The organism is Nocardia sp. NPDC004123 (assembly GCF_053603795.1).
The window spans coordinates 50,025-68,227 of the sequence record NZ_JBSGGG010000041.1; the positions used below are offsets into that span (position 1 = coordinate 50,025).

Below are 18,203 nucleotides of genomic sequence, written 5' to 3' on the forward strand. Positions count from 1 at the left end.
GCCGGATCTGCGATGGCGGTGCGTTCTCCCGATTCGGTCGCAGCCAAACCTTTTTCGCGCAGCGGTTGCAAGGGTCCGTTACCCGCCGTCCGGGCCGAGGTCGGGTGGGGCGTCGGGGGTTACCACGAGTCGGTCGGACATGGCGGTGGCGATGAACTTGGGGATGGCGGGGGCGAAGATCTTGAGGTAGAAGTTCATCCATTCGTGGCGGGAGCTGAGGAATGGGAAGTCGGTGGGGGCCATGTAGCGGATGGCGAGCATGGGGAGGGGGGCGTCCAGGGCGGGGAAGGACGGGTTGTGGAGGCCGGGGACGGTGCAGCCGGGGTAGAACTGGCCGAGCATCAGGCCCTGTTCGACGAATTTGGTTTTCTGGTCGTGCTGAACGGTGTCGATGTCGGCGTATTCGGTGAGGTCGGGGAAGACCGCGATGACCGCCTTGAGCTTGGAATCGGGTTCGGTCCGGGGTGGCAGGGTGGGAAACAGGTCGTAGAGGTCGGCGACTATCGCGGTGATGCGCGAGCGGTCGATATCACGACCGGGGATGAATGCGGCCCACAGGGATCGCAGTGCGATGGCGTGGCTGGTGTAGGGGCAGACATTGCCGGGCCGGCCCAGGTCGGGGTGGGATTGGCACAGGTAGTCGACCATCCATCGGCGCAGTTCGGCAAGGTGAGGGTGCATGCCGTTACCGGCTGCCACATCGGGGTCGAACAAGTTGACTGGCTCGACGCCGGAACGTGTTCCGACGATTCGGTCGGTGTTCATGATCGGCTTGTCCTTGCTGGGGTTTGTGACTCCGTGGGTGCGGCGTGGATGGACCGGAAGTGTTCGGTGAGGACGAAACCGATGGCGCGGAGCGCATCCTGATCGGTCATCCGTTCGTGCTGGACGGGAATCCGGTGCTCGCTGATGCGACCGGTGATGTGGTCGTTCCAGGCCTGCGCAGGAGAGGACCCGTCGACGTGGTGGTCGTCGGCGCTGAAGTAGATCAGATCGCCGTCGAACAGTCCCGGCCGATGGTTCCAGGTGAGGTCGATGAGCCGGGTGTAGTCGCGTTGCAAGCTCACGAGATGCTCGGAGGTCACCTCGGTGAAGAGTCCGCCTTGCCGGTGCAGCAACTCGGTTGCTGCGTCGATGGTCAGCTCGGTGTCGCCGGCCGGAACGGCGACACCGCCGAACTCGGCGAGCATCGTCGCCACGGAGGGTGTGGGACCCCGGAAGCTGTCGGCCGTGACGACGCGGGTGTCCATCATGGCCAGGGTGGCGACGGAGTCGCCGTCGCGGCGGAGCTGGACCGCGATCGCGTGCGCGATGGTGCCGCCGAGCGAGTAGCCGAGCAGATGGTAGGGGCCGTGCGGTTGGACGGACCGGATCTCCTGCACATAGCGGGCGGCGAGTTCGTCGAGGGTGTCGAACCGCACGGTGGGGTCGGACAGCGCGGGAGATTGCAGCCCTCGGACGGGGAGGTCGGGATCGAGGTACCGCACGAGTCCGCTGAAGCCCCAAGCCAATCCGACCGCCGGGTGAATACAGAACAGTGGCGGATCGGTTCCGGCAGCGCGCAGCGGCAGCATCACGGCGAGCGCCCCTGCGAGATCCCGTCCGTCGACGTCCTGCCCTGCGAGGCCGTCACGGCGGCTCTCGATGCGGCGGGCCAGCGATTGCGGCGTCGGATCGGTGAACAGCCACTGCAGCGGCACGGTGACACCGGTGGACTCCGCGAGCCGCGCCACCAGTTGGATGGCGGCCAGCGAGTTGCCGCCGAGAGCGAAGAAGCCGTCGTCGACTCCGACTCGCTCGATGTCGAGGGTTTGGCCGAAGGCTTCGCACACGGTGGCCTCGAGCGGGGTGGACGGCGCCCGGAACCGAGCCCGACCGCGCAGGTCGGGTGCGGGCAGGGCGTTGCGATCGAGTTTGCCGGTGGTCGTGAGCGGTATCCGGTCGAGCGTCACGATGGCGGTCGGGATCATGTGGGTGGGCAATCGGGTAGCGAGGTGCCTGGTCAGCGCCGCGGCATCCGGTGCGGTGTGCCTGGCGGGCACCACATAGCCCGTGAGCTGGTCGACACCGTCGGGCCGGGTGTGGACGGCGACGGCGGCACGCGAGACGTCGGGATGGCTGCACAACGCGGTTTCGATGTCGCCTGGTTCGATGCGATGGCCGTTGACCTTGATCTGCAGATCGCTACGGCCCAGGTATTGCAGTCTCCGGTCGCTGGTCCAGGTGACCAGATCGCCGGTGCGGTACATGCGGGTCCCGGCCGGCCCGTACGGGTCGGGGATGAATCGTGCTGCCGTGAGCGCGGGTTGCCCGTGGTAGCCGCGGGCGATGCCCGGTCCGGACAGATACAGTTCGCCGACCACTCCGGGCGGGACCGGGCGCAGTCTGCGGTCGAGCACGACGGCGGAGAATCCGCGGGCCGGGCCGCCGATCGGCGGCGGACCGTCGGCGGTGGTGGTCAGGAGGACGTCGGTGCAGCTCTGGATGGTGGTCTCGGTCGTCCCGTAAGCGTTGATCAGCGTGCGGTCCGGGGCCCATCGGGTTGCCAGATCCGGTGAGCATGTCTCGCCGCCGAGGATCAGGGTGTGGAGGGTATCGAGTCCGTCCGGGCGCAGTGATGCGAGCACAGTCGGAGTGACGGCCGCATGGGTGACCTGTGCGGCCTCGATCAGCTCGGCCAGCTCGGCGCCGGCGACCACACGCTCCGGTGCGAGCACCAGGGTGGCTCCGGCGGCGGTAGCGCTGAGCCATTCGAGGATCGACACGTCGAAGGTCGGTGAGGCCGCGGCCAGCATTCGAGAGGACGAGGTGAGGCCGAGCTGCTCCCGCGCTTCGGCGGCCAGATTCGCAATCCCGGTATGGGTGACCACGACGCCCTTGGGGGTGCCGGTCGAGCCCGAGGTGTAGATCAGGTAGGCGGGGTGCTCCGGCCGGAGCGTGGCCGTGCGCTCGGAATCGTCGATCGCGTTGGCGGACAAGGACATTGCCTTCGCGGCGAATCCGGGACTGTCGAGGCTGAGCCACGTGGTGGTGTCCGGCAGCCGGTCTCGATGGGTCTCGGCGGTCAGCCCGGCGATGACACCGGCATCGGCGAGGATGCCGCTGATCCGGTCTTCGGGCTGGGCGGGGTCGATCTGCACGAACGCGGCGCCGGTCTTGGCGACCGCCCAGACGGCGATCATGGCGTCGATGGAGCGCGGTAATGCCACGGCCACAAACGATTCCGGTCCTGCTCCGGCGTCGATCAGTATCCGCGCCCACCGGTTCGAGACTTCGTCGAGTTCGCGGTAGGACAACCGTTCACCGTCACAGACCAACGCGTCCGCGCCGGACCTCGCTGCGGCCGCGAACACCTGCGGCAACGTCGATGTCGCCACGCTGGGCCCACCGCGAACGGGTGCGAAGGTGGCCAGCTCATCCGACGACAGCAGCTGGACGCGCAGCAGTGAGAGATCGATGTCATCGGTGATGGCGTCGAGCACACGCAGCACCCGGCCGGCGAGGGCGTCGATCTCGTCCGGTGCGAACAGTCCGGGCTGGTATTCGAAGGTCAGCTCCAGCCGGGTACCGAGATGGACGATCAGGCCGAGCGGGTAGTGCGCGGCGTCGCGTCCCTGCACGCCGAGGACATGCATCCCGGCGATGTCGGTGTCCTCGGACAATCCGGCCGTGTCGACCGGGTAGGACTCGAAGACGGTCACGGTGTCGAACATCGCGCCGAACCCGGTCACCCGCTGGATCCGGGCGAGCCCGAGGTGGTCGTGGTCGAGCATCGCGGCTTGTTCGGCCTGGATTCGCCGGAGCAGCTGAGCGAGACTCTCGCCGTAGTCGAGCCGGACCCGGACGGGCACGGTGTTGACGAACAGGCCGATCATCGATTCGATGCCGGGGAGCTGTGGGGGGCGTCCGGAAATCGTGGTGCCGAAGACGACGTCCTCGCGCGCGGTCGCGTTCGCGAGCACGATCGCCCAGGCGGCTTGGACAACGGTGTTGAGGGTGCTCTCCTGCTGGTGAGCCACCGTGACCAGGGCCGCGGTGCGGTGCTCGCTCAGCCCCACCCGGACTTCGCGCGCGGCGGCGGTGTGCTGGTGGCCGCGGTCCGCGTGCGCCAGCAGAGTCGGCTCGGAGACGCCCTCGAGTGTCCGTGCCCACGCCGCTTCGGCCGCATCCTGATCCTGGGCCTGCAGCCACGTCAGGTAGTCGCGGTAGGGACGCACCGGGGGCAGTGCTCTGGGGTCGCTGTCGCCGGCGTAGAGGATCAGCAGTTCCCGGATCAGCAGTGGGGTGGACCAGCCGTCGATCAGAATGTGATGCATGCTCAGCAGCAGTGTGTACCGCTGGGGGGCGGTGCTGATCAGTGTCAGTCGCAGCAGCGGCGCTGCGGTCATGTCGAAGTGCCGGTCGGCGGCCATGAGCTGATCGAGCGCCGCTGCGGTGTCGGCGCCTTCCGCGAGATCGATCCGGGTGAACGGCACGTCGACACGGCGGTGTACCACCTGGACCGGCTCACCGGCACCGTCTTGAACGAACGCGGTCCGCAGGTTCGGATGCCGTCCGATGAAAGTCTGTGCGGCGCGGCGTAACCGGTCCGCGTCGACGCGCCCACCGAGTTCCATCCGGAGTTGCACGATGTAGTCGTCGCGAGCGCCGTCGGCGAGCTGGGCGTGGAACAGCAGCCCCGCCTGCAGCGGCGTGAGCGGCCAGATATCGTCCAGCTCCGGGTACCGGGCCTCGATCCGGTCGATCGCGGCCTGGTCGAGGTCGACGAGTCCGGCGTCGGACGGCGTCAGCCCGCCCGCGCCGGGCCGGGAGGCGTGGGCCGCGAGAGCCGTCACCGCGTCGCGCCACAGTTCCGCGAGGTCGGTGACCTCGCCGGCGGTGATCAGGCCGGCCGGGTAGTCCCAGGTCGCGGTCAGGGCGGGTCCGTCCGGCGTGTCCTCGGTGGCCGCGTTGATGCCCAGTACGGCTGCCGCGGATGCGTCGGGGTGCTGGGTGCCGCCCGCGGCATCGTCGCCGGCGGGCAGCCACCCGGTGTCGCGCAACGCGTCGGGAATCGTGTCGAATCGGCCGAGATAGTTGAAACTCACCTGGGGGTCGGGCAGCGCGCCCAGGATGCGGGCGGTATCGGTGTTGAGGTAGCGCAGCAGCCCGTAGCCGATCCCGTGGCCGGGGACCCGCCGGAGTTGTTCCTTGACCGATTTGACGACCGCCCCCGCGGCGGCGCCGGCGGCGAACGCGTCATCGATGTCGATATCGGACAGGTCGAGCCGCACCGGGGAGGTGGTGGTGAACCATCCGACAGTGCGGGTGAGGTCGGCACCGGGGAGAACCGTGTCGTCGCGCCCGTGGCCTTCGAGAGTGAGCAGCGTGTCGGTGACGTCGTCGCCGTGGCGGCGCCGCCACCGGGTCAGCGCCAGTGCGAGCCCCGCGATGAGGGCATCGTCCACATTGCCGCGGAACGCCCTGGGCAGGGTGGTGAGTACAGCGCGGGTCACCACGGTAGGCAGTGTCACTCGGACGGTGGCAACGGCGGCCTGCCGGTCCACGACCGGGTCGAGCGGGCGCGTCCCGATCGGCGGATCCGCGGCGGCGAGTGTGGAACGCCACCAGTCGAGTTCATCGAGGTTCGCGGCAGCGGTCTCGAGAGCGTGCGCCCAGCGTCGCATCGACGTACCGACGGGCATGAGCTGCGGCTGTTGCCCGGCGCTCACCTGGGCTCCGGCGACAGCAAGGTCGGGAACGAGGATCCGCCACGACACGCCGTCCACCACCAGGTGGTGTGCGACGACCAGGAGCCGGCCCGGCCCGCCGGCGCAGTCGAACCAGACCAGCTGGAGCATGACTCCCGCGGCGGGGTCGAGGCGTTCGGCGGCCGCGCGTGCCTCGGCGTCGGCAATCGCGGCGAACGCGCTGCTGTCCGGTGCCGCATCGACCGGCACCCGCCGGATCAGTCCGGCGGCGGATACCCCGATCGGCTGCACCTGCACTGCCCAGCCCGATGGGTGCGCGGGGTCGGGTTGTAGCCGGGCCCGCAGCATGTCGTGATGATCGATCACCGCTTGCACGGTCGCCGCGATGGCAGACTGCTCGATGCCGGCCGGCAGCGTGAGCATCACCCACTGGCAGAAGCGGTCGAATTCGCCACGCTCGAACATCCAGCGCATGATCGGCGTCAATGGCATCGACCCCACGCCCCCGCCGGGCAGTTCTGCCGGGAGGGAGGCTGCCGCGGCGCTGTCGCGGACCGCGATCTGGGCCAGTCCGGCGACCGTTCTGCGCTCGAACACCTCACGCACGGACAGCACCAGACCCGCCGCCTTGGCCCGGGTCACCAGCTGGATCGACATGATGCTGTCTCCGCCGAGGGCGAAGAACGAGTCATCGAGCCCGATCGTGTCGACTCCCAGTACCTCGGCGAACAGTTCCGCGAGCGTTGTCTCCATCTCGGTGACCGGCGCCCTGAATTCGGTTCGGCCCGTGGTGAAGTCGGGTTCGGGCAGCGCGAGGCGGTCGATCTTGCCCGTCTCCGTCGTGGGCAGCGTGTCGAGCACCATCACGGTCGCCGGCACCATGTGCGGGGCCAATCGCTGCCCGGCGAACGCGAGGACCGCGACCGGATCCAGGCCGGCGCCGGGCTCGGGCACCACGTACCCGATCAACCGATCGCTGGCGGCGGAGCCGCGGTGCACGGTCGCCACCGCAGCAGCCACTCCCGGGTAGGCCAGCAGGCCCGCTTCGACCTCGCCGAGTTCGATGCGGAAGCCACGGATCTTGACCTGGAAGTCCGTCCGGCCGACATAGTCGAGGGTCAGACCTCCTTCCGGTAGCCGCAGCCACCGCACCAGGTCCCCGGTCCGATACATGCGCTGCCCGCGACCCGCGAACGGATCGGCGACGAACCGCGACGCTGTCAGACCCGTCCGGTTGCGGTAGCCGCGAGCCAGTCCCGGACCGGTGAGGTACAACTCGCCGACGACGCCGAGCGGCACCGGACGCAACCACGCGTCGAGCACGACCTCACCGACACCGCGGATCGGTCCGCCGATCGTCGCGGCCTCACCCGGCACCATCGGCGCACCGGCATCGGTCTGGATCGTGGCCTCCGCCGGACCATAGGTGTTGAACAGTTTCCGGCCCGGCGCCCAGCGTGACACCAGTTGCGGTGGGGGCTCCTCGCCTCCGATCACGACGGTCCCGAGGTTCCGGAGCCCGGCCGGGTCGACCGTGCTCAGGGCCGTGGGTGTCAGCGCGGCGTGGGTCACCGAGTGCTGCGAAATGATCTGCGCCAGTTCGATTCCGCCGAGAACGGTCGGCGGCGCGATCACCAGCCGCCCGCCGGACGCGAACGCCCACAGCAGTTCCAGGACCGCCGCGTCGAAACTGGGAGACGCGGCATGCAGCACCCGCGCGCCCGGGCCGAGGTCGAACCGCGTGCACTGCTCGGCCACCAGGTTCGCCAGCCCCCGGTGCGAGACCACCACGCCCTTCGGCACACCCGTCGAGCCGGACGTGTAGATCATGTACGCGGCGTGATCGACCCGGACCGGTCGAATTCGCTCGGCATCGGTCACCGGCACGGCCGGCAACCCCGCCGCCTCCGCTTCGAGCGCCGGCTCGTCGAGGACCAGCCACCGCACCGATCCGGGTAGTCGATTCCTCCACTCCGACAGCGTGATTCCTGTCGCGACGCCCGAATCGCCGAGCATGTGCTGGATCCGGTCCCCCGGATTGCGCGGATCCACCGGGACGAATGCCGCCCCCGACTTTGCCACCGCCCACACTGCGAGCACCGACTCGTAGGAGCGCGGCAACGCAACCGCGACACTCGTCTCCGGCCCGGCACCTCGGCCGATCAGCAAGCGCGCGAGCCGATTCGACTCGGCATCGAGCTCGCCATAGGTCCACTGCCGGTCCCCGCACACCACCGCCACCGCCCCCGGATCCCGGGCCACCGTCGCCGCGAAGAGCTCCGGCAACATCCGCTCCGGCATCGCGGGATCACCTGATACCGGCGCCAATTCGCGGTATTCCCGCGGCGAGAGCAGATTCAGCCGGGCCAGCGGCAGATCCGAGTCGGCGGCAATGTCGCCCAGCACGCCCACGAACCGTCGCAGGGTCGCCGCGATGGTGTCGTGGTCGAAGAACTCGGGCAGGTACTTGATCTCGAGGTGCAGTCGCGAGTCGACGCGCCCGACCACGCCCAGCGGATAGTGCGCCGCGTCGGCGCCGGTCACGTCGACCAGCCGCATCCCGGCGATGTCGGTGTCCGCGGTCAATCCGTGGCGGTCGACCGGGAAGGACTCGAACACCGTCACCGTGTCGAATACCGCCCCCGGCCCGGCCGCCCGCTCGATGTCGGCCAGACCGATGAACTGATGATCGAGCAGCGCGGCCTGCTCGGCCTGGATGCGGTCGAGCAGTTGCCCGAGGGTCTCGGTGGCGTCCAGGCGGACGCGCACCGGGACCGTGTTGATGAACAGCCCGATCATCGATTCGATACCCGCGATCTGCGGGGTCCGTCCGGAGACCACGGCCCCGAACGTCACGTCCTGCCGGGATGTCAACGTGCCCAGCACGATTGCCCATGCCGCCTGGATCATGGTGTTGAGTGTGATGCCGCGGGATCGTGCGCGGCCGGTCAACTCCGCGGTCTGCGCCTCGGTCAGTTCGCCGAGCACCGCACGCGATCCGGTGTAGTGACGGCGGGGATCGGCCGCAGCCACCAGGGTCGGCTCGTCGGCGCCGTCGAACGCCCGGGCCCAGGCGTCGAGCGACGGGGCCGGATCCTGCCGGGCGACCCAGGTCAGGAAGTCCCGGTAGGGACGGACCTGCGGCAGCATCGTGGCGTCGCAGTCGGTGGCGTAGAGCACCAGCAGCTCCTGCAGGAGCAGCGGCGTCGACCAGCCGTCGAGCAGCAGGTGATGATTGGTCAGCACCAGCCGGTACTGCTCCGGCCCGGTGGTGACCAGCATCCAGCGGAGCAGCGGGGCATGCGCCGGGTCGAACCGGGTGGTGCGGTCCGTGGCCATGAGCCGCGTCCACTCGCGTTCGCGCGCACCATCATCCAGCCCGGACAGGTCCAGCTCCGTCCATGGCGCCTCGGCGTCGTCGTCGACCACCTGTACCGGTCCGGCGTCGGTGACGAAGGCGGCGCGCAGATTCGCATGCCGGTCCAGCAGCACGTGCGCGGCTCGGCGCAGCCGCCGTGGATCGACCCGGCCACGCAGCTCGAGGACCAGCTGCGTGATGTAGGCATCCACCGACTGCTCCGACACGAGCGCATGGAACAGCAGCCCCTGTTGCAGCGGGGCCAAGGGCCAGACGTCGCTCAAGGCCGGATATCGGTCCTCGAGCCGCTCGATCTCGGATTGTCCGAGCCCGGCCAGCGCCAGATCCGACGGCGTCCGTCCCCCGCTCCCGGCACGGCGGACGTGCGCGGCCAGCGCGGTCAGTACCGAGCTCCACGACTCCGCCATCTCGCGCACCGCCTCAGCGGTGAGAATGCCGGTGGGATACGACCAGATCGCTTGCAGCCGTGACCCGTTCGCGTCGTCCACGACGATGGCATTGATGTCGAGCACCGCGGGCACCGGCATATCCGGAGGCTGTGTACCGGCGAGCTCTGCCGCACCCGCGGCATCACCGACGTCCACCGGGACCCATCCGGCCGCCGGAATCGCTTCGGCACCAAGGTAGTTGAACGCGATCTGCGGCGGCGCGGTGGCGAGGATCGGTCCGGCGTCCTCGTCGAGATACCGCAGCAGGCCGTAGCCGATCCCGTGGTCCGGGACGGCTAGGAGCTGCTCCTTGACGGACTTGACCGCTGCCCCCAGTGCCGGCCCGCCCGCGCACGCGTCGTCGAGATCGATGCCCGAAAGATCCAGGCGCATCGGGAAACTCGTGGTGAACCAGCCGACCGTCCGTTGCGGATCCGAGCCCGGGACAATGCCCTCCGCACGGCCGTTTCCTTCGAGGCGGATCGTCACGTCCGCGGAGGTCGCTGTGGCGTGCTCGCGCCGCCACCTCGCGATCGCCACCGCAAGGGCGGCCAGCAGCCCGTCGTCCACACTGCCGTGGAAAGCCGCGGGCACCGTGGTCAGCAGAGCCTCGGTCGTCCCGGGGTCGACGTCGACCTGGACCGTGCGGGCGGTCGCGACCACGTCGATCGCGGGGTCGAGGGGCCGTGACCCGAGCATCGGATCGTTCCCGGCGGCCATCGCCTGCCACAATTCGAGCTCGGCGGCGCGCTCCGGGCGCTGGGCCGCCTCGACCAGCCTGTGCGCCCAGCTGCGCATCGAGGTCCCGGTCGGGGCCGAATCGGGTAGCTCGCCGGAGGCAGTGCGCGTCCACGCCGCCGTGAGATCCGCGACCAGCACGCGCCAGGAGACGCGATCGATCGCCGAACGATGCACCACCACCAGCACCGTGCCCGGCTCCGCCGTGTTCACCGGGTCGAACCAGACCACCTGCGTCACGATCCCGGCTCCAGGATCGAGCCGGTCCGCGGCGGCATCCAGCTCGGCCGCCGCCAACGCACGGAACTCGCCGCGCCCCGCTTCCATCGGCACCCGCACGAGGACGTCCTCGGCGCGAATCGTTCCGGCCGGCAGCACCTCCCACGTCCACTGCCCGTCGGTGCCCGGGGTCAGTTGCGCACGCAGCATGTCGTGGCGATCGAGTACCGCCTGCACGCCGTCGGTCAGCTGACGCCGGTCGATCCCCGCCGGCAGGCCCAGCATCATCGCCTGCGAGTAGCGGTCACAGGTCGGCCCCGCCCGCTCGAGCAACTCTCGCATGATCGGCGTCAGCGGTAGCGGGCCCACGCCTGCACCGGGCGGTTCGGCCGGAATGGATGTCTCCGCAGCGCCCTCGTGGATGGCGACCTGGGCGAGACCGGCGACCGTTTTGCGCTCGAACACGTCGCGTGGGGAGAACACCACGCCTGCGGCTCTGGCCCGATTCACCAGCTGGATCGACATGATGCTGTCCCCGCCGAGGGCGAAGAAGGAGTCGTCGATCCCGATGGTGTCGAGGTGGAGCACGCCGGCGAAGGCCTCGGCGATGAGATGCTCGATCGACGTTCGGGGCGCCCGATACGGTTTGTTGTCGGCGAATACCGGTTCGGGCAACGCCTTACGATCGATCTTGCCCGCCGGTGTCAACGGAATCCGGTCCAGCACCACGATCGAAGACGGAACCATATACGACGGCACACGATCGGCGACATACTCCGCCAACAGCGCGGTATCGATCGAAGACCCTGGCGCGGCAACAACATACGAGACCAGCGACTGCGCTCCCGAATCGGCGCGATAGCCGATCGTGACGGCTCGACCGACACTCTCGTGCGCCGCCACCGCCGAATCGATCTCACCCAATTCGATACGAAGACCGCGGATCTTCACCTGGAAATCGGACCGGCCCAGATACTCGATCGCACCATCGGCCGACCAGCGAGCCACATCACCGGTCCGATACATGCGCTCACCCGGCAACCACGGACACGCCACGAAACGCTCCGCCGTCAGACCCGCGCGGCGCAGATACCCACGCGCCAATAGACCACCGGCGATATACAACTCACCCGCCACACCGACCGGCACCGGCTGCAATCGCTGATCCAGTATCCATGTCGAGGCGCCCGGCACCGGCCCACCGATCGTGACCGACTCCCCCGCTACCAGGGGGAGAGTCACTGTCGCGGTGATGGTGGTCTCGGTGGGCCCGTAGTCGACCGTCAGCCGACAATTCCCACTCCACCGCTCGACCAGTTCGGTGCGACAGCTCTCGCCACCGACGATCAGATGCCTCAAATCCGGCAATGGCCAGCGGGTGTGGTCGATCGTGGACAAGACGGAGGGGGTGAGCAGGGCGTGGCTGACGTGTTCGCGGTCGAGGAGTTCGGCGAGTTCGTCGCCGCCCACGGCGTCGCCGGGTGCGATGATCAGCGCCGCGCCCGAACCCAGCGGCAACAGCAGCTCGAGAACCGCGACATCGAAGCTCGGGGAGGCCAGATGCAGTATGCGGCTATGGGTTTCGATACTCAGGGCGGCGTGACGTTCAGTGGTGGAGTTGTTCAGTCCCCGATGGGTGACAGCGACGCCCTTGGGCAGCCCGGTCGATCCGGAGGTGTAGATGACATACGCGATATCGTCGACACGGACCGGCCGCACCCGATCGCCGTCGGTGACCGGCCGATCATCGCCCTCATCGAGGAAATCCGTTGTCAGCCAATCGATGTCATCCGGCAAGCGTGCACGTGCGGAGGCCACTGTCAGGCCGACCGCCGCCCTCGAATCGGCCACCAAATGGGCGACGCGCTCGGCCGGATTGCTCGGATCGATCGGCAGGAAAGCGGCTCCCGTTTTGGCAACCGCCCACACCGCCAGCACCGAATCCGCGGAACGCGGGATGCCGATCGCGACAACATCTTCCGGACCTATCCCCTGACGAATGAGCTGCCGGGCCCACCGATTCGAACGCTCGTCCACCTCCCGGTAACTCAGCTGCCGTCCTCCGGCCACGATCGCTGTCGCATCAGGATCCAATCCCACTGCGGCGGCGAACAGGTCGGGCATGGTGACCGGCGCGGCCGGAGGCGCACCGTGACGGGCCAGCAAGTCGGCCAGCTCGGCGGGCTCGAGCACCTCGATCGCCCCGACCGGAACCGTCGGGTCGGCGGCCACCGACTCCAGAATCCGGATCCACCGACGGGTCAGAGAGTCGATCGTCGCGGCGTCGAACAAATCCGTGGCGAAGGTGAGCGCGACGGTCATGTCGCCGCTGTCGTGGTCCTGCGAGAGGATGAATTGCAGGTCGAAGCGGGAGACGTTGTTGGGCAGGTCGACCACCGACAGTTCGAGATCGGGCAGCGTCAGCTTCACCGGTTCCAGATTCTGGAATGCCAGCATCACCTGGAACAGCGGATGGCGAGCCTGGGATCGGTGCGTGACCAACTGATCCACCACTTGCTCGAACGGGACATCGGCATGGTCGAAGGCATCCAGGTCGACCCGCCGCACCCGGCCGAGCAGATCGGCGAACGACTCCCCCGGATCGATCTGGGTCCGCAATACCAAGGTATTGACGAACATCCCGACCATATCGTCGAGCTCCGCCACACCACGACCGGCAACCGGCGTGCCGACCGGGATATCGGCGGACCCGCTCATCCGGGCGAGCAACACCGTCAACGCACCATGAATCACCATGAACAGGGAAGAATTGTGCTGCCGCGCAGCATCTTCCAACGCTCGAACCAACCCGGCACCCAACGAGAAATTCACCGTCGCACCCCGATTCGACATCACCGCCGGACGCGGCCTGTCGAACGGCAGATAGAGCTCGTCGGGAACTCCGTCCAAGGCTTCTGTCCAATATCGAATCTGCTGCGCGCACAGCGATTCCGGTTCGTCCGGCGAGCCGAGGGTGGCTCGCTGCCACAGGGCATAGTCCGCGTACTGGACGGGCAGCGGTGTCCACGACGGGGCCGCACCACGGATCCGGGCGGCATAGGCGGTCGTCACGTCACGAGCCAGCGGCGCCATCGAGAAGCCGTCCGCGGCAATGTGATGCACCACGACTGCCAGCACGTGTTCCGGCTCCTCCGCATCGGTCACGCGGAACAGCTGGGCGCGCACCGGCACCCGGGTGCTCACGTCGAAGCCCTCGGTCACGAATTCGGTTATCGCCGGAACCAATTGGCCGAACGAGACCGTCGTCGGAGTGGGTTCCCGGTCGACGTGGTCGACGGATTCGATGACCTGGATCAGCATTCCGTCGTGATCCGGGTACCGCGTTCGCAAGGATTCGTGTCTGGCGAGCACGTCGATCAGGGCCAGCCGCAGCGCATCGACGTTCAATTCGCCACGCAGCCGAAGGGCGATCGGCATGTTGTACGCCCCGGAGGCGGTGTCGTATTGATTGAAGAACCACATTCGTTGCTGCGCGGGCGCCAACGGCACGAGATCGGGGCGCGGACCGGCGATCAGCGGCGGGCGGGGTCGCCGCCCCGTCAGTGCCTCCTGCTCCATACGGATGGCCAGTTCCGCGGTCGTGGCCGCATCGAACAACAGCCGGACCGGAATTTCGATATTCAGCGCAGCGCCGAGGCGCGCTGCGACCCGGGTCGCGACCAAGCTGTCCGCGCCGAGGGCGAAGAAGGAGTCGTCGATCCCGATGGTGTCGAGGTGGAGCACATCGGCGATGGTCTCGGCGATGAGATGCTCGATCGGTGTTCGCGGTGCCCGGTACGGTTTGTCGTCGGTGAACACCGGTTCGGGCAGCGCCTTGCGATCGAGCTTGCCTGTGGGTGTCAATGGGATTCGGTCCAGCGCCACGATCGAGGACGGAACCATGTACGCCGGCAGACGATCGGCGACATACTCCGCCAAAAGTGTGGTATCGATCGAATCACCCGGCGCGGCAACAACATACGAGACCAGCGACTGAGCTCCCGATTCGGCGTGATAGCCGATCGTGACGGCATGACCGACACTCGCGTGACCCGTGAGCACGGCATCGATCTCACCGAGCTCGATCCGAAGACCACGAATCTTCACCTGGAAATCGGACCGGCCCAGATACTCGATCGCACCATCGACCGACCAGCGAACCACATCACCGGTCCGATACATGCGCTCACCCGGCAACCACGGACACGCCACGAAACGCTCCGCCGTCAGACCCGCCCGGCGGTGATACCCACGCGCCAATAGACCACCGGCGACATACAATTCACCCGCCACACCGACGGGCACCGGCTGCAATCGCTGGTCGAGGATCCATGTCGAAACGCCGCGGATCGGACGGCCGATCGTGACCAGCTCCCCTGCCGCCAGCGAGGTCAGCGTGACCGCGATCGTGGTCTCGGTCGGCCCGTATTCGTTGAGCAGTTCACGATCACCACTCCACCGTTCGACCAGGTCGGTGCCGATGCCTTCGCCACCGACGATCAGGTGCCCCAAATCCGGTAACAGCCAACGGGTGTGGTCGATGGTCGACAGTGCCGAGGGCGTAATACACACGTGGCTGACGTGCTCGCGGTCGAGGAGTTCGGCGAGTTCGTCGCCGCCGAAGCTGTCGCCGGGGGCGACAACCATCGTCGCGCCCGCGCACAGCGACAACAGCAGTTCCAGGACCGAGACATCGAAGCTCGGCGAAGCCAGATGTAGTGTGCGGGACCGGTTTCCGACGCTGATCGCATCCCGGTGCATAGTGGCGCAGTTGTTCAGTCCCCGATGGGTGACAGCGACGCCCTTGGGCAGCCCGGTCGATCCGGAGGTGTAGATGACATACGCGATATCGTCGACACGAACCGGACGCACCCGATCACCGTCGGCGACCGGACGATCATCGCCCTCATCGAGGAAATCCGCTGTCAGCCAATCGATGTCATCCGGTAACCGTGCACGCACGGAAGCCACCGTCAGACCGACCGCCGCCCTCGAATCGGCCACCAAATGGGCGACGCGCTCGACCGGATAGCCCGGATCGATCGGCAGGAAGGCAGCCCCCGACTTGGCAACCGCCCACACCGCCAGCACCGAATCCGCAGAACGCGGCATACCGATCGCGACAACATCTTCCGGACCGATACCCCGCTCGATCAGCTGCCGAGCCCACCGATTCGAACGCTCGTCCACCTCCCGGTAACTCAATTCCCGGCCGCCGGACACGATCGCCGCCGCATCGGGATCCACCGCAACCGCCGTGGCCAGCAGCTCGGGCAGGGTGACCGGTGCCGCCGCAGGCGCGCCGTGACGTGCCAGCAGATCGGCGCGCTCGGCAGGCCCGAGCACGTCGATCGCCCCGATCGGAACCGTCGGATCGGCTACCGCAGACTCCAGAATCCGGATCCACCGACGTACAAGAGAATCGATCGTCGCGGCATCGAACACATCCGTGGCGAAGGTGACCGCGGCGGTCAGGTCGCCGCCGCCGTGGTCCGACAGGACGAATTGCAGGTCGAAGCAGGATATTTCACTGGAGAGGCCGACCGCCGGCAGCTCGAGGTCGAGTAGTTCCGCTCTGACGGGTTCCGGGTTCCGGAATGCCAGCGTCACTTGGCACAAGGGGTGTCGCGATAGAGATAGCTGGTCCACCAGTTGCTCGAACGGGACATCGGCACGATCGAACGCATCCAGCTCGACCTGCCGGACCCGCCCGAGCAGATCGGCGAACGACTCCCCCGGATCGATCTCGGTCCGCAACACCAGGGTATTGGCGAACATCCCGATCGCATCGTCGACCGCTGTGCCGACCGGAATATCGGTGCCACCACTCATCCGCGCAAGCAATACCGCCAACGCACCGTGAACCACCGTGAACAACGAAGATTCATGCCGCCGCGCACAATCCTCCAACCCCCGAACCAACGCCGCATCCAACGAAAAATCCGCAGTCGCACCACGATTCGACATCACCACCGGCCGCGGCCTGTCGAACGGCAGACGAAGCTGCTCGGGAAGATCCGCGAGCGTATCCCGCCAGAACGCCAGGTTCTCGCGGCGGCGGCGGATCCCGGCGCTTTCGGCCAAGCTGCCGGGGTGGACCTGTCCGAGTTCGGTGTCCGCTGTGGCGGCGGCGAATTCGTCGATGAACTCCGCGAATGCGGCGCTGTGCGCCGACAGTTCGGAGTCGGTGTACAGGTTGGGATTGGCCAGGAACTGGAGGAGCGTCCGCGGCGGATCCCCGGTCCGATACACGTCGACCAGCACATCCTCGACCGGGCCGGAGCTGAGGATATGGAATTCGCCGGTCACCGACCCGAGTTGGAGCTTCTGGTCGAAGAGCATGACATTCACGACGGGGCCCGCGAAGCGGCGCTCGCCGCCACGCGTCCCGGCGGCGGCGCGAATGTCGGGGAGGCCGCACCGCTGGTGCCGCAACACACCCACCAGATCGGACTGCACCCGCAGCGCCAGTGTCGCGACGGTGTCCCCTGGATCGAGGACGATCGGAAGCGGTGCCACGTTGACGAATACCCCCGCGGATCGCCGCAGCACGGCGGTCGTGCGACCCGACACGGGAATGTTGACCAGGAGTTCGTCGCGCCCGGTCTTGCGACCCAAATAGCAGCCGAATGCGGCGATCACCACCGCGGCCGGGCTCGCGCCCACTGCTTTCGCCGACTGTTCGATCCGCTCCGCCGTCGCCGCCGACAGTTCGGTGATTGCCACAACACTGTCCGCGCACGCGGGCGCCTGCCCGGCGGCCAGGCTGGACTCCTCGCCGACGCCGGCCAGCCTGTTCACCCAATATGCCTGGTCGTCGGTGAACCGCTTCGATTCCCGGTAGCTACGCTCGGCCTCGTAGAGGGCGCGGATGTCGGCCGGACGATTGGGCTCTGCGGTACGGCCCTGCACCGCCGCCGTGTACAACTCGGCAATCCGGTTCACCATCATCATCGCGCCGTAGCCGTCCAGCGCGACGTGGTGACTGCGGCAGTACAGCAGATAATGCCGATCCCCCACCTGCACAATCGCCGTCGCGACCAACAGATCCCGGGTCATATCCAGCGGCGCCGTGTACTCCCGGCGCATCCATTCCAGGCCGGCTGCGACAGGATCTGATGCACCACGGACATCGATCACCTGTCCCGTCATGTTCAGCGACGGGTCGTACCGCTGATACGGCTGACCGTCGGCCTCGACCAGTCGCAGATACCCCGACTGGAACTCGTGGCCGGCTCGAATCGCTGCCTCACGCAGCAGATCACCGTCGAGATCGCCATGCAACTCGACATACTGCGCCTCGGATATCGGCACATCCGGAGTCAATTTCTGCGCCAGCCACAACCCCTGCTGCCCGGCAGACAGCGGTATCAGCTCTGTGGTTGACGCGCCCGGCTCGGCATTTCCGCTCGATCCTCGGCCAGGGTCGGGCTGCGGTCGCGGTGCAGTCATTACATCCCTCTAACCCTGGACCGCGCTGTATTCGCGCCTTAATTTCCTGCAACCCCGACCGCGGCCAGTATAAGCCGATCGGTACGTTCGTGTACACCGCCGCACGCTGGGATAGTTTCCATATCCACTAGGAAGGTGCGCAGTGCACCGGGTATTCCCCGAAGACTTCACCGGGAACGCCGCTGCGGTCGAACAGCAACGATTCAGTGACTTGCCACGTTCGATTCGATGACCAAATGTCTCTGCATTCCTGCATTTGCACTGGTCGGCATTCCAAATTGTCCGGCGCGATGCAAT

The 18,203-nt window shown here is 67.6% G+C and carries 2 protein-coding genes; both read right to left on the reverse strand.

The genetic code is table 11. The annotated features are described in order from the left end of the window. Positions 1-78: 78 nt before the first annotated feature. A complete protein-coding gene (locus ACWEQQ_RS41745) occupies positions 79-765 on the reverse strand; it encodes a DUF6875 domain-containing protein (RefSeq protein ID WP_452352122.1) in 687 nt (228 codons plus the stop codon). After that, a complete protein-coding gene (locus ACWEQQ_RS41750) occupies positions 762-17,906 on the reverse strand; it encodes an amino acid adenylation domain-containing protein (protein ID WP_452352123.1) in 17,145 nt (5,714 codons plus the stop codon). Before ACWEQQ_RS41750 ends, ACWEQQ_RS41745 begins: the two co-directional genes overlap by 4 nt. Positions 17,907-18,203: the final 297 nt, after the last annotated feature.